This window comes from Rothia sp. HMSC062F03 (genome assembly GCF_001836905.1).
Classification (GTDB): Bacteria; Actinomycetota; Actinomycetes; order Actinomycetales; family Micrococcaceae; genus Rothia; species Rothia mucilaginosa_A.
Genome location: NZ_KV830862.1, coordinates 1 through 19586 on the forward strand (window position 1 = coordinate 1; position 19586 = coordinate 19586).

A 19586-nucleotide genomic window follows, 5' to 3' on the forward strand; every position below is an offset into this window, starting at 1 on the left:
AATTGAAAACCTGTCAAAACCGCTTCCGACCAGGAGAAACACCGAAGAAGTTCTTCGTTTTTTCCTCCTCGCCGCGGCGACTCATACAACTATACAGACCCGAGTACGGGCCCGCAACCCGAATACGGGTGAAGTAGAACACAAATAAGGCCACATTGCGCCCTTTGGGTGGCTTATCTCAATAAATAACCTAGTCAGAACGATATATTGATTCCAAAGAAGGCCAAAAAAATTTTTAAGCAGGGGTAAAAGACCCCTTCGGGGCCCCTCATGAGCCTCGGAACCCAGACAAAGACAGGGAAAAGCAAGAACCCCCATATACCTTCGCCGCTCCATCCCCGCGCCCGTGCTTCCTCCCCTACGTCAGTTATCCCCGGAGAAATAAACAGTGGGTAGGCCAAAACCCCCTGCTCCCAGACGAAGCTCGAGCTACCGAGCACTCAGCAACGGGAACAGGGGCTTTCAAAGTCTAATACTGCGGAGGAGCCTCATTGGCCATGTTATTGAAGCGTGAGTACTTACCGCTAAAGGCCAGGGGAATTGTACGGGTCGGGCCACCGCGGTGCTTCGCGATAATCATGTCGGCCTCACCCACGCGATCGCTATCGGGGTTATACATATCCTCGCGGTGCAGCAGAATCACCATATCCGCATCCTGCTCGATAGAACCCGACTCGCGCAGGTCCGACACCATCGGACGCTTATCGGTGCGCTGCTCCGAACCACGGTTCAACTGCGAAAGTGCAATCACCGGAACATCCAGCTCCTTAGCCAGAAGCTTCAGGCTACGGGAGAACTCCGAGACTTCCTGCTGACGGGACTCCACCTTCTTGCCCGAGCTCATCAGCTGCAGGTAGTCCAGCACCACAAGCTTCAAATCGTTACGCTGCTTGAGACGACGGCACTTCGCACGGATCTCCATCAGAGTCATATTCGGCGAATCATCAATAAAGAGAGGGGCAGAATCAATACGGCCCTGCAGAGTCGCCAGGTTCGTCCAGCCCTCGGTGTCCAGATCGCCCTTCTTCAGACGACCCATTGAAATCTTGCCCTCTGCGGAGAGAATACGCATGGCCAGCTCGGTACGGCTCATCTCCAGAGAGAAGAAAACCGTTGCCATGTGGTGGTGAATAGCCGCCGAACGCGCAATATCCAAGGCCAGGGTCGACTTGCCCACACCCGGACGAGCCGCAATCACAATCATCTGGCCACCGTGCAGGCCACCGGTCAGCTCATCAAGCTCGATGAAGTCAGTCGGCACGCCGTACACGCCATCGGGGCGGTTCGAGTTTGCGTCAATCTCGCGCATCGTCGCTTCCAAGGCCTCAGAGAAGGACACGTAGTCTTCCTTCGCGTTGCCATCGGTCACCGCGTAAATCTCCGCCTGCGCCTGATCCACGAGTGCGTCCACCTCGGTCTCGTTGGCGTAACCCAGCTGCGCAATCTTAGTACCCGCCTCAATCAGGCGGCGCATAATCGCGTGCTCCTTCACGATTTCGGCATAGTACTGAGCATTCGCAGCGGTGGGCACCGACGCAATCAGAGTGTGCAGATACGCCGCGCCACCCACACGAGTCAGCTCGCCGCGCTTCTTCAGCTCGTCGGCAACCGTAATCGCGTCCGCGGGGCTACCGTGGCCGTACAGCGACAGAATCGCCTCGTAAATCGTCTCGTGCGCCGGCTTATAGAAGTCCGAAGCACGCAGGCTCTCCACGACGTCCGCAATAGCATCCTTCGACAGGAGCATGCCGCCCAGCACAGACTGCTCGGCCACATCGTCATGGGGCATCGTGCGGGAACCGTAATCCACCGAAGACTCAGACATAAAACCTCATTCACCCGAAACCCTGGAGGCCCGGGCACCTCGCCCGGGCAAAAACTCTACCTCTCCATTATGAGGTACCCGCAACCACTCTAGCCTCCCGGAGTGTAAACACGGGTATATAAGCGACGGTGGGGTGGCTACCCTCATTCGGGTAGCCACCCCACCGTTCCTCCGAATCTCTCGGGAGCGCTACGAATCGTGCGTGAACTACTTCTTACGCAGAATCAGGCCGATAGCACCGATATGATCGGCATGGCGGCGGAACACGCCGCGCATACCCAGCACACGCTCACGAATCTGCGGCTTACGCGCCAGGTTGAACGCAATCTTTGCAACGCCGGCGGGGCCCTCATCGGCCAGCAGGCGCTTGGGTTCCAGCAGAGCCATATCGGTCTGATACACGTCCAGCACCTCGAAGCCTGCCTCCTCAGCCAGGGCGGTCCACTCCGCGCGGGTCAGCGGGCGGGCGTTCACGCGGATGGTGCGGGCCAGGTCCTTCTGAATCTCTTCCTTCAGCTCGGGGCGCAGGTAATCGGGAATCAGCGACATCTCGTGAATAGCGTAGTAGCCACCCGGACGCAGCAGGCGGGCTGCCTCGCGCATGATCTCCAGCTTGTGCTTATCGGTCTGCATGGTCAGCATTGCCTCGCCCACCACGGCGTCGTAGCTCTCGGAAGGCAGGCCGGTCTCCTGTGCGCTGGCGTTCACCACGCGGTAGTTCGGCTTATTCGCCGCACCAATGCGCTCGGTAACAATTTCGGCGGCCTTGGGGTCGAGATCCACACCGGTGTAGCTCTTCGGGGAACGCTTCACAATCTCCAGGGCGGTAATACCCAGGCCCGGGGCAAACTCCACGACGTCAATGTCGCCGCCCAGAGCGCGAGCCAGCAGCCAGTTGGTGGTTTCACGGCCACCGGGACGCAGAACCTTCTTGCCCAGCTGTGCGAGCAGCCAGTGGCCCGCGGCCTTATCGGCAGGACGATCGGTGCCGGGGACTGAAGGGGTCTTAGACACGGTGATAACTCCTCAATATTTGTATCTAATATGCAAGATTAATATTTCCTAATTCTAGACCCGCGACACCCAAGAAAGGAAATGTGACGTTATGCGAGGGTATGGATACCCTTTGTTACGGCGTGCCGCGTGAGCACAAAGGGTCACGCTCAATGCTGCGCCATTGAGTGATACACCGTTGAGTGGTTAAACAGAAACTGGAGCCGAACCTCTCGGTTCAACCCCAGTCTCATCACACACACATACATACGAAAATCAGAGCCACTTCCGCAAGGAAAGTCCAACTTTCTGATGGCCCTCTCGAACCATCTATATAAAGTATTACGTGTAAACCTTTATTCCCTGTAGGTTAAAGCTGGAAGAAAGCTGGGAATAACTGAGAGACTCAGATGCTCCGTTGGCACCAAAAAATCGAGCACACACAGGAGCGGGTCCCACAAGGGGAAATCGGAATAAACGTCGCCTCCAAAGCGCATTCCAGGACGAGCCTTTGGGCAGGGGTAAGGAGACCCATCGGTACTTAACGAAACCGCCCGTAGAAACCGGTCGCGTTAAAAGAAGAAAGGCAAGGCGCTGTTGCCTTGCCTTTCTTCTTTCGCGAGCGGGCCTCCCCGCTACACGAAACACACACATTCACATCGCAGTCCTCTCGAACCAACACTTATAGTAAACACCGCGAACCTTACGGGAGGGTTGATTTTAGCTGGAAAGCAGCTGGGAGAAGACCCGTAGAACGCTGAGAGGCGCAGAGAGTCATCCGAGAGAAACCATGTACGCCGCGCCCAGGGCTAGGAAGCGCTCACGTACAGGGTGAGTACAAGCAGCGGATTCGTCACGATAGACACCAAGAGCAGGAGGATATTAGCCCAGCGAAAGCGACGGAACTTCACCAAACCCACCAGGGCACATACCACCGCAATGCTGGACCCCAAACCACCAACGATCAGAAAAAGCAGCAGCAGAGTCGTAGCGAGGTTAGCGTCCGCCATTGGAACAAGCGCCAGGGCACACAGCAGTAGGTTCACACCCTCCAGAATGACGCCGGTCATCAGAAGCTGGGCGCTTGAGGACATACGCGATAAAGATTTAGCCATGTCTACCAGTCTACGGGGTCTGCCGACCTACGTCGCATCCATCGCTCCCACGGGTTAGAGTGTGCGCCCACAGGGTCAATGTTTCACGTGAAACATGCACCGAGGCGGGTACAGCAAACGGGGTGCTCCTCCCGAAGGAAGAACACCCCGTTACGGTTTTTCAGTGCCTCAGCACGAAAACCTCAAAACTACTTACGCAGCAGCAACGACGTCCAGGACAACGTTAGCAACAACGTCAGCGTGCAGGCGGACAGTCACCTTGTACTCACCGGTGCGCTTGATAGCGGAACCCAGGTGGATGGTGCGCTTGTCAACGGAGCCAATGCCAGCAGCCTCAATAGCCTCAGCAATAGCGTCAGCCTTGACGGTACCGAACAGGCGGCCGTCAGCGCCAGCCTTGTGTGCAACGACAACCGGCTTAGCAGCCAGGGACGCAGCAAGTGCCTGAGCCTCTTCCAGAGAAGCCTTAGCGCGAGCCGCACGAGCGGCGCGGATGGACTCAACCTGCTTCTCGCCACCCTGGGTCCAGGTCACGGCGAAACCGCGGGGCAGCAGGTAGTTACGTGCGTAGCCGTCCTTAACGGTGACAACATCGCCAGCTGCACCGAGGCCGGAAACTTCCTGAGTCAGAATGATCTTAGCCATGTTACTGTCTCTCCTTCTCTTTAGCGGCCAGCGCCGGAGTAGGGCAGCAGAGCAACTTCGCGGGCGTTCTTAATAGCCTGAGCGATCTTGCGCTGCTCCTGAACGGTCACGCCAGTCACGCGGCGAGCGCGGATCTTGCCGCGGTCGGAGATGAACTTGCGCAGAAGTGCGACGTCCTTGTAGTCAATAACGGTGACGTCAGCAGCCTTGAGGGGGTTCTGCTTCGGTTTGGGCTTACGGATTTCAGCCTTAGCCATCGTGGTGCTCCTTAGAGTTGGGAGCCCGCGGCGGATAACCGCGGGATGGATTGATAAATTACTATTCGGAAAACGAAACCGGCTTAGAACGGAGGTTCATCGTCGGCGCCGCTACCCCAATCATAGTTACCGCCGGACTGGGAACTCCACGGATCAGCAGCGGGAGCTGCCGGGGCTGCAGGAGCAGCCGGAGCGGAGTAACCGGTCTGACCGGAGTAACCATTACCCTGGGGAGCCGCGAAATTATTCTGCTGCGGAGCGGAGTAACCGCCCTGAGCAGGGGCGTTGTACCCGCCGCCAAAGCCACCCTGCGCACCTCCGCCGAAGTTACCTCCGGCAGAACGCTGTGCGCGAGTCACCTGTGCGGTAGCAAAACGCAGAGTCGGGCCGATTTCCTCGACCTCAAGCTCAAACGAGGTACGACGCTCGCCTTCCTTGGTCTCGTACGAGCGGGACTTCAGACGGCCCTGTGCGATAACCTGGGTACCCTTCTTCAGGGTCTCCGCAACGTTCTCAGCGTAACCACGCCACACCGACGCACGCAGGAACAGGGTCTCCCCGTCCTCCCACTGGTTGGTCTGACGGTTGAACGAACGCGGAGTCGACGCGATCGTGAAGTTAGCAACCGCAGCACCCGCGGGGGTGTAACGGAGCTCCGGATCGCTCGTCAGATTACCGATAACGGTAATAACGGTATCGCCTGCCATAAGATGCCTCCTCGATAAGAGTTACAAGTGTGTTGATTCCAGTACAGCGCAACCCCCTGACATTTTTAGAGAGTCGGCCACTGGAGGGCGCAACTACTTGCTGGAGATCTTCTGATCCTCCGGGCGGATGATCTTGGTACGCATGACGGACTCGTTCAGGTTCAGAACACGATCGAGCTCAGCTGCGGTCTCGGGGGTAGCGGTGAAGTTCACCACTGCGTAGATACCCTCGGACTTCTTCTGGATCTCGTATGCCAGACGGCGACGGCCCCAGATATCGACGTTGTCGATAGAACCGCCCTCGTTGGTGACGATCTCGAGGAACTTGGACAGCGACGGCTCAACCGCACGGTCCTCAACCTCGGGGCTGAGGATAACCATCAGTTCGTATGCACGCATGATTAAACCCCTCCTTTGGGCTAAACGGCTATGGGATTTCCATAGCAGGAGATTCATTGTGCCCTATACGTGAAGCACACCGGGTGGGGAACACGCATAGATTTCTTAACAATACACCACGCTGGGCGGATGCAACAGTACCGCACCGCGTGAGCTCAACCATGCGATGCGGTACCGACACCTCAGAAGCTACGCCCCCCGGCGCTGCTCCCACCACTGCAGGAGGCGCGCCTTCGCTTCTTCCTCGGGAAGCGAGCCCTCGTCCAGGCGCAGGTTCAGCAGGAATTTGTATGCCTCACCCACCACCGGACCCGGCGCAATCCCCAGAATCTGCATAATCTGGCCGCCGTCCAGATCGGGACGGATCGAATCCAGCTCCTCCTGAGCCGCCAGCTCGGCAATACGCCGCTCCAAATCGTCGTACGCCGCAGCCAGCGAGCGCGACAGGCGACGATTACGGGTCGTCACATCGGAGCGGGAAACCCGGTGCAGACGCTCCAACTGATCCCCCGCATCGCGCACGTAGCGGCGCACCGCCGAATCGGTCCAGCCCGACTCGCGGTAGCCGTAGAAACGCATGTGCAGCTCCACCAGGCGGGCCACAGCCTTAATCGTGTCGTTATCAAAACGCAGGGCGCGCATACGCTTCTTCACCATCTTCGCGCCCACCACCTCGTGGTGCAGGAACGAGACGGAGCCGTCCTTCTCAAACTTGCGGGTCTTCGGTTTGCCGATATCGTGCATCAACGCCGCAAAACGCAGAATAAAATCCGGGGCAGGGCACGGGCCGTCCTCGTCCGTCTCCTTCTCCATCGCCTGCTCCAGCACCTTCAGCGAATGTTCGTACACATCCTTATGGTGATGCGCCGGATCCATCTCCATGCGCAGCGCGGGAAGCTCCGGCAACACATAATCCGCCAGGCCGGTATCCACCAGCAGGTTCAAACCCACCCGCGGGTAATCCGCATCAATCAGCTTCACCAGCTCATCGCGCACACGCTCCGCAGAAATGATCTCGATGCGGCCGGCCATCTCGCGCATCGCCTCGAAAACCTCCGGGGCCACGCGCAGATTAAAACGAGCCGCGAAACGAGCCGCACGCATCATGCGCAACGGATCCTCTGAAAAAGACTCCTGCGGCGAGCGCGGGGTACGCAGAACGCCCTCACGCAAATCCTCCACGCCGCCGAAAAGATCAACCACCTCGCCGCTCGGCAAAGCCGCGGCCATCGCGTTAATCGTGAAATCGCGACGCACCAGGTCGGTGCTCAAATCGGTACCGAACTGCACCGTCGGCTTCCGCGAATCGGACACGTACACCTCGGCACGGTAGGTCGTCACCTCGTACACCACGCCGTTCTTGCGGGCGCTAATCGTGCCGTACTCCTTGCCGATATCCCACGTGTGCTCACCCCACGCGCGCAAAATCTGCTCGCTCTGCTCCGGGGTGGCGTCCGTCGTCAAATCAAAATCGGTGAAATGGCCGCCGTCATCCAGCAGGTTGTCGCGGACAATACCGCCCACCAGGTACAGCTCAAACCCCGCCGCACGGTACAGCTCTCCCAGCTCGGCGGCATCCGGGTACTTCGACTCAACATCAATAATCAGCGACATAATCCTTTAATCGTGCCAGATAAAACGCCTCCACGACCACCCCGCGCCGCACGGGATGCCCACATCACCCCGCCCCGAAGCGCCAAAACCCTCTTCCATCAGTTAAGGTAGAACCATGAGCATTCCCGTACCCCGCGCACCCAAAACGCGCTTCGCCGCGCCCGCGCGCCCGGTACCGGCCCCCGAAGAAGTATCCGCCGGAGGGCTCATCATCGACTTCGACCGGCCCGAAGAACTCCCCGCGGCCATCATCGCCCGAATCAACCGCACCGGTCAGCGCGAATGGTGCCTGCCCAAGGGACACATCGAACGCGGCGAAACCCGAGTTGAAGCAGCCGGACGCGAAATCGCCGAAGAAACCGGAATCACCGGCTACCCCGTAGCCTCCCTCGGCACCATCGCCTACTGGTTCACCTCCAACGGGCTGCGCATCCACAAGACCGTGCACCACTACCTCTTCGCGGCAACCGGCGGCGAACTCAGCATCGACAACGACCCCGATCACGAAGCCATCGACGTCGCGTGGGTCCCCCTCGCCGAGCTGCCCACCCGCCTCTCGTTCGCCAACGAGCAGCACATCGCCCGTAGCGCCAGCGAATACATCACCACCCACCTCTAACGTCCCGGCAAGCCTTCGGGGCGACATCCCGAAGGTAGCCGGACAGAGGCCCGAAGACATCCGACCGACCATCACCGCCAACACAGGAGAGACACGTGGCACGAACCGACGCCCGCTCAAGCGCAATCATGGCCGCAGGTACGCTCGTCTCGCGCATCCTCGGATTCGTCAAGACCATCCTGCTCACCGTCGCTATCGGTTCGCTCTCTACCGTCGGTGACGTCTTCGAAACCGCGAACACCCTCCCCAACCTCATCTACGTGCTCGTTGCCGGCGGCGTGTTCAACGCGGTTCTCGTGCCCCAAATCATCAAGGCAGCCAAGGCTCAGGACGGCGGCGCACGCTACATCTCCAAGCTCGTCACGCTCACCGTCACCGCCATCGGCCTGGTCACGCTCATCACCGTCGCCTGCGCCTGGCCCATCATCAGCGTCATGGGCTCGGGATGGACCCCCGAACAGCGACAGCTCGGCTTCATCTTCTCACTCTGGTGTCTACCCCAGATCTTCTTCTACGGCCTCTACACCGTCATTGGGCAGGTGCTCAACGCGAAGGACGCCTTCGGCGCGTACATGTGGTCGCCCGTGCTGAACAACGTCATCACCATCCTGTCGCTGTTCCTCTTCATCTTCCTCTTCGGAGCGCAGACCCCCAACCCCAACCCAATCCACACCGTAGACAACTGGACCAACGCACAAACCCTCGTGCTCGCCGGTTCCTCGACCCTCGGCGTGGTTATGCAGGCGCTCGTACTCTTCATCCCCCTGCGCCGACTCGGCCTGCGACTCAAGCCCGATTTCGCGTGGCGCGGCATCGGCCTGCGCGCAGCCTCCAAGCTCGCCGCGTGGACCCTCGCCTCCGGTATCATCTCCAACCTGGCCTTCCTCTACATGACCAAGGTTGCTGCAGGCATCGTCGGTCAGCGCGAGCACTACGCCGCCATGGGCATCCAGATTCCGGGTCTGCAGGCCCTCAACTACGCCTCCATGCTGTACATGCTGCCGCACGGCGTTATCGGCATCTCCATCGCCACCGTGCTCTTTAACCGTATGAGCGCCTCAGCCATCGCCGACGATAACGACAGCGTCATCTACGCGCTCTCTCACGGCCTGCGTAACGCAGCCGTTGCCACCGTCTTCTGCATGGTCGGACTCATCGTGCTGGCCGGCCCCATCGCCGTGCTATTCAGCGGTGGCGACCCCATTGCGGCCACCATCATCGCCCGCCTCATCGTCATCACCGCGCTCGGCACCCCCACGCTCACCATCAACTACCTCTACAGCCGCGTGCTCTACGCTCGCGAAGACGCGCGCACGCCCTTCCGTATCCAGGTGTACTCCGCCATCATCATGGTCGTCATGAGCTTCGCAGCCTCCATGCTCGACGCCCAGTACACCGTGTACATGCTCGCTTGGATTTACCCCATCCACAACATTCTGCTCATGTTCATCAGCCACTACATGGTGCGCCGCCGTCTCGGCTACTACGGCCAGCGCGGCATCGTCAGCGTCTATGCGCGCACGATTCTCGCATCGCTCTTTGCCGGCGCCATTGCCGCCATCGCCCTGTGGCTGCTCGGCGGATACCAGCTTGACGGCTTCGCGTGGTCCTCCAAGATCACCGCGATTATCACGCTGGTAATCTGCGGCTCAGTCATGGGCCTTGCCTACCTGGCGGGCGTGCAGATCTTCCGCGTCAAGGAAGCTAACGCACTTTTGGCACCCATCACATCCAAGCTCGAACGCCTGGCCCGCCGCTAGGCCCGCAGGCGCCCAGCACGCCACGAACTATCACTCAGCCACGGCCTATTGCAAAGCCGGGTAGAATCTATTAGCAGAGCCCGCCACACGGCAGGCACTTTGAAACCACCTCGGGAGAACACGTTGTCGCAACAGATTCCGGTCGGATCGGTCCTCGGCGGCCGCTACGAAATTACCGCCCACATCATCATTACGGCAGAGTCCGATATGGTGCTCGAAGGCATCGACCAGATCCTTAACCGCAAGGTCTCAATCGTCGTCGCCTCGCCCAACCGCAGCGCCCTGCTGGAGGCCAACTCCCGCGCGCTTGCCACCAACTCCCGAGGCAACATTCAGATTCTCGATCTGGGCATCACCCCCGAGGGAAGCCGCTACCTGGTCACCTCGCACACCCGCCCGGATACCCTTCTCGATACCCTTCTCGTCGAGAACCATGCGCTCTCCAACGCGGAGGATGCACTGGGCACCGAAATCTTCGGCGACTCCGATGCGGAGCGCTCCCCCAATTCCTACGAGAAGGTCTCCTCCGGCACCGCCAGCCAGGAAACCATCAGCGCCTCCAAGAGCTGGAACTCCGGCGAGAGCAGCGCCGTGACCGCCTACTCCGAGCCCGCCAGCATCTACGAAGAGGAGGAGGACGAAGACGAAGGCGGTAGCCGCGGTACCTGGGCCGTCGCTCTGGCCGCCGTCCTGCTACTGGTCATCGTCGCGGGTGGTGTGCTGACCTCTCTGGGCGCTATCGGCTCCAACCAGGCAGCTGCACCGCACACCCCGAAGGCTTCGGCCAGCGAGACGGCCAGCGCCGAGGCCTCCCCCTCAGCCACCCCGACCGCCAAGGCCTCGAACGCACCCGCGAAGATCGCATCCGTGGCGCGTTTCGCTCCCTCGGAACCCACGTTCATGAGCGACATGGACTCCCTGATTCCGAACCTGACCGACGGTAACGCCAACACCGCATGGATCAGCTACGGCTTCGGCACCGCCAACTACGCCGGCACCATCAAGGAATTCGGCCTGGCACTGAAGCTGCAGACCCCCACCGTCGTCTCCAAGCTGACCATCCAGCAGAACACCGGCACCGGCGGTTCCTTCACCGTCTACACCAACAGCTCCGCATCCCTGAGCGGTGCGGTTGAGGTTGGTAAGGGCACCTTCGAGGGCAAGGATGCGGTCGTGAACCTGGATACCTCAAAGCAGAGCGCAGAAAAGGGTGCCTACGTGATTATCGTGGTCAACGAGCTGCCCCGCCTCTCCCTGCCGATTGGAGTTTGGAATTACGGCCTGCGCATCAACGAGATCAAGGTGGACTAATCAACCCATAACGCAACGCCGACAGAGCGCTTGCACCCCAGACACAAGGGCGGGGCTTCTGAACTAACGGTTCGGAAGCCCCGCCCTTTTGATGTAGTTAAGAGAAAGCCATCTCCTATTTGAAAGGCACGGTTGATTTCGTCTCTAGCGCGGGCCTCGTAATTACGGCAGCATCCTCAAAAGCCCCTCTACGGTAAAGAAAAGCATGGAGAGCTGGACCAGGACGTAGCGGCTAGCTTTGATGAAATCTCCAAGATCTCGCAGAGTAGCCCCAAGATTGCTCAAGTGATTCTTACGGTGTCGGGGCTGAGCCGTATGAGGGTTGTTGTTCATTTTTGCCTCTCCCCCTGTGCAAAGCGCAGAGAATTGGTAGATGTTGTACTTTGACTACACGACACACCCACCAATATCGCCCTCGTATAATCGCCCGACTATCCTACCGGGACCATCTCCCTAAATCTAGCCACGGATATAAAGCATCCATGTTTTTTCGGCAATGTAGCGATGGCCGTTATAGGTCTCTTTTGGCATGAAATCCTGGCCATTTTGATGTCCTTTTATGACTCTTTATGGCAGGGTGGCTACTCAAAGATTCACAGTGCGCGGAGTATCTGGATAAGGGTCCCCAAAAAATGGAATAATCGAGGATAAAGCCCTGTTATAGGAGCAGAACGAAAGACCTACAACGGAAAGACATATCTGATGACTGAGAATCTGGGAGGCCTCTTCGGAGGCTCCGCCCTAGGCAATCTGAACCTCGCATCCGCACCCGCCACCAAAGCCGCACCGGCTGCCGAGGTTGAGGCCGACACAACCGTCCACAACGTCATTATTGTGGGCTCCGGCCCCGCCGGCTACACCGCGGCAATTTACGCTGCGCGCGCCGAACTGAAGCCCGTACTCTTCGCCAGTTCCCTGGCACCCGGCGGCTCCCTCATGAACACCACCGAGGTGGAGAACTTCCCCGGATTCATTCAGGGCATCCAGGGCCCCGAGCTGATGGAGAACATCGGTCAGCAGGCTGAGCGTTTCGGCACTGACATCCGCTACCAGGACGTGGAGAAGGTTGAACTCACCGGCGACGTGAAGAAGGTCTACACCGCTGACGGCGCCGTTCACCTGGCGAAGACCGTCATCATGACCACCGGTTCTCAGGTCCGTAAGCTCAACATTGAGGGCGAAGACCGACTCTCCGGTTACGGCGTCTCCTGGTGCGCAACCTGCGATGGCTTCTTCTTCAAGGACAAGGAAATCGCAGTGGTCGGCGGCGGCGACTCCGCACTGGAGGAGGCACTGTTCCTGACGACCTTCGCATCTAAGGTGTACCTGGTGCACCGCCGTGATTCTTTCCGCGCTTCGGAAATCATGCAGACCCGCGTGTTCAACAACCCGAAGATTGAGGTTGTCTGGAATTCGGCTGTCACCGCCGTTCACGGCGAGAGCAACCTCGAGTCGATTACCCTGACCAACACCAAGGACGGTTCTGAGCGTCAGCTGGCTGTTCAGGGCCTGTTCATCGCTATTGGCTCCGATCCTCGCGTGGAATTGGTACGTGACCAGCTGGAGATTACCGAGAACCACACCATCGCGGTTCAGGGTCGTTCCTCGAAGACTTCCGTTCCCGGCGTTTTCGCTGCCGGTGACGTGATTGACCCGACCTACCGCCAGGCAATTATTGCTGCCGGTTCCGGTGCTGTTGCCGCTCTGGACGCGCAGCACTACCTCGAAAACCTCTAAACTATTCGTATTACTCGCTGGGGAATCCGCCCCGTGTCAGAAAGGAGCACTCCGTGAGCAGTGCACAGCAGGCAACTGATGCCACTTTTGACGAACTGGTTCTAAAGAACGACAAGCCCGTTATCGTGGACTTCTGGGCTGAATGGTGCGGCCCCTGTCGCATGGTTGGCCCCGTGATTGACGAGATTGCCGGCGAGTACGCCGGTCAGGTCGACGTGGTCAAGGTGGATGTTGAGGCAAGTGGCGATACCGCTATGAAGTACGGCATTACCTCTATTCCCGCCATCTACCTTTTCAAGGGTGGCGAGGTCGTCAAGAAGACCGTAGGTGCTAAGACGAAGCCCGCTCTGCTGGCTGAGTTCTCCGAGCACCTGGGCTAACCTCAAGAGACTACAGAAATCCCCCGGTGATGTTTCACGTGAAACATCACCGGGGGATTTTCATATATTCAACTGAAATCAGCTGTTATAAGCGATTTTCAAAGGATGTTACCCGGAGAAATCAGAATCCAGAACACGGATGATGCGGTTCAAATCTTCCACATTGGCGAACTCAATCGTCATCTTACCCTTGCGGGCACCCAGAGAAATCTTCACGGAGGTATCGAGCTTATCAGCGAAGGCCTCCGCAATGTAATCCAGGCGCTCGCGATGCTTCTGCGGCCGGGGAGCCTTACGCACTTTGGGTGCCTCCGCACCGGAGGTGGCAGCCACGAGCTCCTCGGTGGCGCGCACCGACAGCCCTTCATTCACGACCTTCTGAGCGACGGTCTCAATCTGTCCCTGGTCACTCAGCGCCAGGAGGGCGCGGGCATGGCCAGCAGAGAGAATCCCGGCGGCAACGCGACGCTGCACCAGGGCGGGCAACTTCAGCAGGCGAATCGTGTTCGAAATCTGGGGGCGGGAACGGCCTATGCGCTTGGCGAGCTGCTCCTGAGTAGTGTCGAACTCCTCCATGAGCTGCTGGTATGCCGCTGCCTCTTCAATGGGGTTCAGCTGACTGCGGTGCAGGTTTTCCAGCAGGGCGTCACGTAGCAGGTCTTCATCATCGGTCTCACGAATAATCGCGGGAATCGTCGAGAGGCCGGCAGCCTGGGTTGCGCGCCAACGGCGTTCACCCATGACCAGCTCGTACTTCTCTGCCCCGCGCTCGCGGGAGGGACGCACCACGATGGGCTGCAAGACACCAATCTCACGCACCGAATGGATGAGCTCCTCCATGTCCTGCTCATCGAAATCGGTTCGCGGCTGTTTGCGGTTAGGGTGAATATCGCGCACGTTGAGCTCTGCAAACTGCGCACCGGGCACCGGCACCAGATCGGACTGCTCCTGCTCGCTTGCACCGGGAACGGGGACATCCTCGCCGAAGAAGAAATCCACCGGGCGGCGGGTCAGGGTCGTATTGCGCAGGGCCGCACCCATATCGACGCGAGACTTCTTCTTCGATGTTTCACGTGAAACATCATGCGTCGAATCGGCATGGTTAGACTCAGGCTGAAGAGGTTCGGAGGGAGGTTCGGGAGCCTCGTGTTTGGGTGCTCGGTGGGGCTTCTCAGGCTTCGCCTCGTGGGCCATCTCAAACAGGCCATCGCTCATAGGCTCGTCTGCGAGAGCGGGAGCGGGCGCCTTCGAGTGCTGACTAACCTCGGGCACTACCTCTCGTTCGGCCGCCTTCTTCTCGGCGCTTCCAGAATTCTTCGTACTCTGGGGAATCAGGGCCCCCAGACCACGACCCAAACCACGTCGCTTCTCAGCCATCGTCACTCCTTTGGACTCCCGGATGAGTCCGTTCATATTGCTTCTTTATCTAGTGTAGACGAATCGTGCGACATTCAGGGAGTGGTTTAAGGGGCATCCAAAAATTTCAAAATATATCAAATATAAAACTTATATAGGGTGTTTTTTAAAAATTTCAGCTTATTGCCAGCAAAAGCATCCCCTCCACACGCCTCAAAAGAGATGCGGAGGGGATGTCTAAAATATAGGCGGCAATAATAAACCGCGTATTCAAAAATTAAATCAAGCCGAACGCCCCGAAAGCTCCTTAGCGGCTTCTCGGTAAGCGCGGGCGCCGGTCGAGGAAGAATCGTACGTGATGACGGTCTGCTGGTAGCTAGGTGCCTCGGAGATACGCACGGAGCGAGGGATCTTCACACCCAGGGTTTCCTGCGGGAAGTGCTCACGCACCTCCTCCGCCACCTGGAAGGCCAGGTTGGTGCGAGCATCATACATGGTGAGCAGAATCGTGCTAATGCGAAGCTTCGAATTCAGATGCTTCTGGATCATCTGAATATTCTTGAGCAGCTGACTCAGACCCTCGAGGGCGTAGTACTCGCACTGAATCGGAATTAGAATCTCCTCGGCGGCCACGAAGGCGTTCACGGTAAGGAGACCGAGGCTCGGCGGGCAGTCGATAAATACGTAGTCGAGGCGAGGCATCCCCTGCTTCTCGCGCCACTCCGTATAGTCCACCAGGGCGTTCTTGAGGCGGGTCTCTCGCGCCACGAGAGAGACCAGCTCAATTTCAGCACCCGCAAGGTCGATGTTGGCCGGTGCACAGAACAGACCGGGCATATCGGGACATTCCTGCACAATCTCGGCGAGAGGCTTATCTTCGATGAGCACGTTATAGACGCTGGGCGCATCCACGCCATGCTCAATGCCCAGAGCGGTCGACGCATTACCCTGCGGGTCGTTATCGATGACAAGAACGTTTAGGCCGGCTTCCGCGAGCGCGGCGGCAAGGTTGACGGCGGTGCTGGTTTTCCCCACGCCACCCTTCTGATTCGACACGGTAAAGACACGCGTATGCACAGGCTTGGGGAGTAGATCTGCGGCCGCTTTCTGGGCGTGGTGAGTCATCGGGTGCCTTCCATATTTCGGGTGGTGTGTCTACGGTGATGCTTCGTCTGATGCCTCGCGTGTGGCAATACTCTGCGGTATTCGTGCGCGAGGAGGATTTAGTTCCCCGCTCCCCTACCGTTGCCTATTCCCAGCATGTTTCACGTGAAACATACTCCGTGAGGTGATGAAGCCTGCAATGTTTCACGTGAAACATCGGTGCTGCCCGAATGGTTTTTGAAGGGCTCAGTACCCCTTACTGAATCATCAGGCTTTGATGTAGAAGAGTCTAAGGTTTCAATCCTTCCTTAAGGGTACCCGGCATCAGGTCAATACTCCACGCGAGAGGTCATTCTATGTACTCTACAGATGCAATTGCCGCACACACACAGCAAACCTGCACACAAAAAATGGGCGGTACCGCGTAAGCCAGCATATTCACTAGCTCATTGCAGTACCGTCCATTCAGGATGAAACTTTTAGAGACGGACTCGAACCACCGTGGTCGGCTCCTCCAGTAGGTCGGCACCCGCCGTCAGAATCTCGGTCTCGCGAGCACCATAGCGATTCAGCTTCTTCTTCGCCTTGGTGATTTCTTCAGCGGCGCTACGACCCTTCAAAGCCAGCAGTTCGCCGGTGCCGCGCAGAATCGGCAGGGTGATATCCAACAGTCCCACCAGGGCGGACACGGCGCGGGCGGTGACGACATCCGCATCCACGGCACCTACGGCCTGCTCGGCACGCGAGCGCATCACGGTCACGTTCTCCAGCCCCAGATCATCGACAACCTCGTTGAGCCAAATGACGCGACGCTCCAGCGGCTCAATCAGGGTCAGCTTCAGATCCGGGCGAGCAATCGCCAGGCACAGGCCGGGCAGACCGGCACCCGAGCCAACATCGGCCACAGAGACATTCGGGGCGATATACTCCTGCACCACGGCGCAGTTGAGCACGTGGCGAGCCCACAGACGCGGAACCTCGCGGGGACCAATCAGCCCGCGCTCAATGCCGGTCGTCGCAAGGTGCTGCACGTAGCGCTCTGCCAGAGGCAGGCGCTCACCGAACACAGCCTCGGCGGCGGCGCGCTCATTCTCGTTCAGAGTTACCTTCGTTTCCTCCACCTTAGACTCCTACCTCGGGGAGAGAAATCACGACGTGACGGCGCGGCCCCTCACCCTCCGACTCGCTGTACAGGCCGGCGGCGGCTACCACATCGTGCACCACCTTGCGCTCGTAGGGGCTCAGCGGCTTCATGTGCTCGTCGCGGCCGGTAGCGCGTACCTTCTCGATAGCCTCGGCGGCAATCTTCTCCAGGTACTCGCGACGCTCGGCACGGTAACCTGCGATATCCAGGATCAGGCGCGAACGGGTACCGTTGCCGGCCAGAACGGACAGGCGTACCAGCTCCTGCAGAGCATCCAACACCTCGCCGTGGCGACCCACCAGGTGGCGCAGCTCTTCGTTGTCATCGTCGTCGTTGACGACCGAAAGATAGATGCGGTTATTGCGCACCTCGATGTCAATGTCGCCGTCCAGGTCGGCGATGTCTAGGAGCTCTTCGAGGTAATCGGCGGCAATATCGCCTTCTTCCTCGATATCGTCAATCTCCTCGTAGCCTTCGGCGGCCTCATCCACGAACTGCTCGTCGCCGAGCTGCTCCTCATATTCCATAGCTTCAGTCACGATTATCCTCGGGTATATGCGGGGTTTGGGGGTACAGAGTATCTCATACACGGCGCCGGGCCCGCGCCTTACGCGGCGTGAGCCCGGCCCGAATGGGTGGAAAGCCTACTTATTTCCGTTTTGCTTACTGCGCTGCTGCTTCTGGCGCTTCTTACTCACCGGCTGCTGGCGCTGACCGGCTGCGGCACGCTCACGCGCCTCCTGCAGGTCCTTCTCGTGCTGCTCGCGGGTCTTACCCACCGGGGGCAGGCCCTTCGCCGCACGGCGGGCGTTCAGCTCACGCTCGGCCTGGGAACCGGGGGTCGGGTTGTTGCGAATAACCCACCACTGCTGACCCAACGACCAGAGGTTCGAGACGGTCCAGTAGTACATCACACCAAGGGGGAAGTTAATACCGGAAACAGCGAAGATGATCGGGAAGATGTACATAATCATCTGCTGCTGACGGAACATCGGGGAGTTCAGAGCAGCCTCCGACATGTTCTTCACGCTCAGCTGCTTCTGGATGTAGAACTGGGTGGCGCTCATCATCACAATCATGATGGCAGCCTGAATCACCGTCGCGGTGGCGTCGCCAGCCCCCGGGTGCATCATGGTCGCGAAGAGCTGAGCACCGAAAATCTGGGAGTCGTTGAACTGATGCACTAGCTCAGCCGGCAGCATGAGCACGCCCTGGTTATTCTGCGCTGCGGTGGGCACGCCCATCAGCACCTGGTACAGACCGAAGAAAATCGGCATCTGAGCCAGAATCGGCAGGCAGGAGGCGAAGGGGTTCGTACCGTGCTTGCGGTACATTTCCATCTGTTCCTGGGCCATGGCCTGGCGGGAGAGCTGGTCCTTCTTACCCTTGTACTTCTCCTGCAGCTTCGCCATATCGCCCTGCATTGCGGTCATACCACGCATGGCCTTGATCTGCTTGACGAACAGCGGGATGGTCAGGGTACGCATCACCAGGGTCAGGAAGATGATGCACAGAACCCAAGTCAGACCGGAAGCCGGGTCCATGCCCAGCGAGGTGAAAAGAGTGTGGAACAGCCACAGGACCACGGAGACGATCCATTTAAACGGCCAAAGAATCAAATCAAAAATATTCACGCGGGAATACTCCTTAAGGACTCGGCTAAGTCATTGTGTGGGAGGCGCCGCCTACTCAGGGCGGGCGTCACCACCGGTGTGAGGGGTGTAAAGATGGGGGTGGTTGAGCAGAATAATTTTCGGTTCTGCTCCGGGAGCGAAAGTACGCTTCCCCTCCGGGACTGGGTCGATACCTCCGGTCGCCCAGGGAACACACCGCAGAATACGGCGCACCGTCAGGGAAAGCCCGCCCATCGCACCGTGGGTGGTCAGCGCCTCCAGGGCGTACGCCGAGCAGGTCGGGTAGTAGCGGCACACGTCCCCGTAGAGGGGGGATACGACCTTGCGGTAGGCCTTCATGCACGCGATTAGCAGGTTCTGCGGTAGAACGTAGAGAGCCTGCAGGAAAGTTTCAGGCCTTACGAATTCGTTAGGTGCTAGTGCCAGCAGCTCGTCGGGGCCCAGAGTCTCTGCAGATGCGCTATAGGTGCCGCTGTGATGCGCGTGGAAGCGTTCTTCACAGCGGTCACGCTGGGAACGACTCACGGCTTCTCCTTGCTCTGAGGCAGGTCGAGCTTAGCGAACGCGGTCTCGAGTGCCGATTCGTAGTCGCGGCGTAGCTGATCCCAGCTGGCGCTCGCGGAGGCAGGAAGCGCTCGCACAGCGATGGCGTACCCTTCCGGATGCGCGGCGCAGGTGAGCGCGGCAAGTTCACGCAACCGGCGCTTGACCAGGTTGCGTGTGACTGCGTTGCCCACCGCCTTCGACACAATGAAACCTACCCGGGTTGTTTTTCCGGGATTTTTCGCCGTAGATACAACGATGTTCCGGCGTCCACTGCGGATGCCGGAACGGAAGGCGTGGGAGAATTCAGCGCCGGTGCGCATTCGGTGCCGTTGAGGCAGCACGTCTCCCCCTTTACATGGTGGGGAGGCTCGGCAGGGCCGGCCTCCGCATTTTCTACGCTTAATGATAGTTCGCCCGCCGATGCGTGTGCATCGGCGGGG

Annotated in this window: 20 protein-coding genes; 5 read left to right on the plus strand and 15 right to left on the minus strand. The window is 59.0% G+C overall.

Translation table 11 applies throughout. The annotated features are described in order from the left end of the window. Positions 1 to 469 precede the first annotated feature (469 nt). The 8 genes from dnaB to HMPREF2674_RS02220 form a co-directional block, all read right to left on the minus strand. Positions 470 to 1825: a replicative DNA helicase gene (dnaB, locus tag HMPREF2674_RS02185; RefSeq protein WP_070824702.1), complete on the minus strand. Its 1356-nt coding sequence runs from the start codon at positions 1823 to 1825 to the stop codon at positions 470 to 472. A gap of 207 nt (positions 1826 to 2032) precedes the next feature. After that, positions 2033 to 2839: a class I SAM-dependent methyltransferase gene (locus tag HMPREF2674_RS02190; protein ID WP_070824703.1), complete on the minus strand. Its 807-nt coding sequence runs from the start codon at positions 2837 to 2839 to the stop codon at positions 2033 to 2035. Positions 2840 to 3627: 788 nt separating this feature from the next. Beyond that, positions 3628 to 3933 carry a hypothetical protein gene (locus HMPREF2674_RS02195; RefSeq protein ID WP_049346599.1) on the minus strand — a complete coding sequence of 102 codons (306 nt, stop codon included), beginning with the start codon at positions 3931 to 3933 and terminating at the stop codon, positions 3628 to 3630. Between the two features lie 192 nt (positions 3934 to 4125). Beyond that, complete coding sequence (gene rplI, locus HMPREF2674_RS02200) at positions 4126 to 4578, minus strand: 50S ribosomal protein L9 (protein WP_049332204.1); 453 nt, start codon at positions 4576 to 4578, stop codon at positions 4126 to 4128. A 20-nt stretch (positions 4579 to 4598) separates the two neighbouring features. Beyond that, entirely contained in the window at positions 4599 to 4835 is a 237-nt protein-coding gene (gene rpsR / locus HMPREF2674_RS02205; RefSeq protein WP_004005948.1) for a 30S ribosomal protein S18, read from the minus strand. Positions 4836 to 4918: 83 nt separating this feature from the next. Beyond that, positions 4919 to 5542: a single-stranded DNA-binding protein gene (locus HMPREF2674_RS02210; RefSeq protein WP_070824704.1), complete on the minus strand. Its 624-nt coding sequence runs from the start codon at positions 5540 to 5542 to the stop codon at positions 4919 to 4921. Positions 5543 to 5635: 93 nt separating this feature from the next. Continuing rightward, positions 5636 to 5941, minus strand: a complete 306-nt coding sequence (rpsF, locus tag HMPREF2674_RS02215) for a 30S ribosomal protein S6 (RefSeq protein WP_049332208.1) — start codon at positions 5939 to 5941, stop codon at positions 5636 to 5638. 189 nt (positions 5942 to 6130) lie between these two features. Then, entirely contained in the window at positions 6131 to 7555 is a 1425-nt protein-coding gene (locus HMPREF2674_RS02220) for a CCA tRNA nucleotidyltransferase (protein ID WP_070824705.1), read from the minus strand. Between the two features lie 115 nt (positions 7556 to 7670). On the opposite strand from HMPREF2674_RS02220, the gene HMPREF2674_RS02225 reads away from it, so the two are divergent. The 5 genes from HMPREF2674_RS02225 to trxA all read left to right on the plus strand — a co-directional run bounded on the left by HMPREF2674_RS02225 (position 7671) and on the right by trxA (position 13362). Beyond that, positions 7671 to 8174, plus strand: coding sequence for an NUDIX hydrolase (locus HMPREF2674_RS02225; protein WP_049332212.1), 504 nt, complete (start codon positions 7671 to 7673; stop codon positions 8172 to 8174). A gap of 95 nt (positions 8175 to 8269) precedes the next feature. Beyond that, entirely contained in the window at positions 8270 to 9934 is a 1665-nt protein-coding gene (murJ, locus tag HMPREF2674_RS02230) for a murein biosynthesis integral membrane protein MurJ (protein ID WP_070824706.1), read from the plus strand. 123 nt (positions 9935 to 10057) lie between these two features. Further along, positions 10058 to 11245, plus strand: a complete 1188-nt coding sequence (locus HMPREF2674_RS02235; RefSeq protein ID WP_070824707.1) for a serine/threonine protein kinase — start codon at positions 10058 to 10060, stop codon at positions 11243 to 11245. A 702-nt stretch (positions 11246 to 11947) separates the two neighbouring features. Next, positions 11948 to 12982 (plus strand): thioredoxin-disulfide reductase, encoded by a 1035-nt coding sequence (trxB, locus tag HMPREF2674_RS02240; protein ID WP_070824708.1) that lies wholly within the window; start codon positions 11948 to 11950, stop codon positions 12980 to 12982. 53 nt (positions 12983 to 13035) lie between these two features. Beyond that, positions 13036 to 13362 carry a thioredoxin gene (gene trxA, locus HMPREF2674_RS02245; protein WP_049341939.1) on the plus strand — a complete coding sequence of 109 codons (327 nt, stop codon included), beginning with the start codon at positions 13036 to 13038 and terminating at the stop codon, positions 13360 to 13362. A 108-nt stretch (positions 13363 to 13470) separates the two neighbouring features. On the opposite strand, the gene HMPREF2674_RS02250 is transcribed toward trxA, so the two are convergent. The 7 genes from HMPREF2674_RS02250 to rnpA all read right to left on the minus strand — a co-directional run bounded on the left by HMPREF2674_RS02250 (position 13471) and on the right by rnpA (position 19487). Next, positions 13471 to 14739 (minus strand): ParB/RepB/Spo0J family partition protein, encoded by a 1269-nt coding sequence (locus tag HMPREF2674_RS02250; RefSeq protein ID WP_049346357.1) that lies wholly within the window; start codon positions 14737 to 14739, stop codon positions 13471 to 13473. A gap of 261 nt (positions 14740 to 15000) precedes the next feature. Beyond that, positions 15001 to 15843 carry a ParA family protein gene (locus HMPREF2674_RS02255; RefSeq protein ID WP_070824709.1) on the minus strand — a complete coding sequence of 281 codons (843 nt, stop codon included), beginning with the start codon at positions 15841 to 15843 and terminating at the stop codon, positions 15001 to 15003. A gap of 458 nt (positions 15844 to 16301) precedes the next feature. Next, positions 16302 to 16943 (minus strand): 16S rRNA (guanine(527)-N(7))-methyltransferase RsmG, encoded by a 642-nt coding sequence (gene rsmG / locus HMPREF2674_RS02260; protein ID WP_049332226.1) that lies wholly within the window; start codon positions 16941 to 16943, stop codon positions 16302 to 16304. 1 nt (position 16944) lies between these two features. Continuing rightward, the gene (locus HMPREF2674_RS02265; protein ID WP_049332228.1) at positions 16945 to 17505 is read right to left on the minus strand and encodes a Jag family protein; all 561 of its coding nucleotides are present in this window, start codon (positions 17503 to 17505) and stop codon (positions 16945 to 16947) included. A gap of 105 nt (positions 17506 to 17610) precedes the next feature. Next, positions 17611 to 18600: a membrane protein insertase YidC gene (gene yidC / locus HMPREF2674_RS02270; RefSeq protein WP_049346361.1), complete on the minus strand. Its 990-nt coding sequence runs from the start codon at positions 18598 to 18600 to the stop codon at positions 17611 to 17613. Between the two features lie 51 nt (positions 18601 to 18651). Further along, on the minus strand, positions 18652 to 19125 hold the full coding sequence (yidD, locus tag HMPREF2674_RS02275; RefSeq protein WP_005504090.1) for a membrane protein insertion efficiency factor YidD: 474 nt from the start codon (positions 19123 to 19125) through the stop codon (positions 18652 to 18654). Beyond that, positions 19122 to 19487 (minus strand): ribonuclease P protein component, encoded by a 366-nt coding sequence (rnpA, locus tag HMPREF2674_RS02280; RefSeq protein ID WP_049346364.1) that lies wholly within the window; start codon positions 19485 to 19487, stop codon positions 19122 to 19124. Before rnpA ends, yidD begins: the two co-directional genes overlap by 4 nt. Positions 19488 to 19586 lie beyond the last annotated feature (99 nt).

Excerpts from the sequence above, each read along its gene's own strand:
- HMPREF2674_RS02255 (WP_070824709.1), bottom strand. The coding sequence starts at position 15,843 with ATGACTCACCACGCCCAGAAAGCGGCCGCAGATCTACTCCCCAAGCCT.
- HMPREF2674_RS02225 (WP_049332212.1), top strand. The coding sequence starts at position 7,671 with ATGAGCATTCCCGTACCCCGCGCACCCAAAACGCGCTTCGCCGCGCCC.
- rpsR (WP_004005948.1), bottom strand. The coding sequence starts at position 4,835 with ATGGCTAAGGCTGAAATCCGTAAGCCCAAACCGAAGCAGAACCCCCTC.
- dnaB (WP_070824702.1), bottom strand. The coding sequence starts at position 1,825 with ATGTCTGAGTCTTCGGTGGATTACGGTTCCCGCACGATGCCCCATGAC.
- HMPREF2674_RS02210 (WP_070824704.1), bottom strand. The coding sequence starts at position 5,542 with ATGGCAGGCGATACCGTTATTACCGTTATCGGTAATCTGACGAGCGAT.
- HMPREF2674_RS02220 (WP_070824705.1), bottom strand. The coding sequence starts at position 7,555 with ATGTCGCTGATTATTGATGTTGAGTCGAAGTACCCGGATGCCGCCGAG.
- HMPREF2674_RS02195 (WP_049346599.1), bottom strand. The coding sequence starts at position 3,933 with ATGGCTAAATCTTTATCGCGTATGTCCTCAAGCGCCCAGCTTCTGATG.
- rpsF (WP_049332208.1), bottom strand. The coding sequence starts at position 5,941 with ATGCGTGCATACGAACTGATGGTTATCCTCAGCCCCGAGGTTGAGGAC.
- rplI (WP_049332204.1), bottom strand. The coding sequence starts at position 4,578 with ATGGCTAAGATCATTCTGACTCAGGAAGTTTCCGGCCTCGGTGCAGCT.
- HMPREF2674_RS02250 (WP_049346357.1), bottom strand. The coding sequence starts at position 14,739 with ATGGCTGAGAAGCGACGTGGTTTGGGTCGTGGTCTGGGGGCCCTGATT.
- trxB (WP_070824708.1), top strand. The coding sequence starts at position 11,948 with ATGACTGAGAATCTGGGAGGCCTCTTCGGAGGCTCCGCCCTAGGCAAT.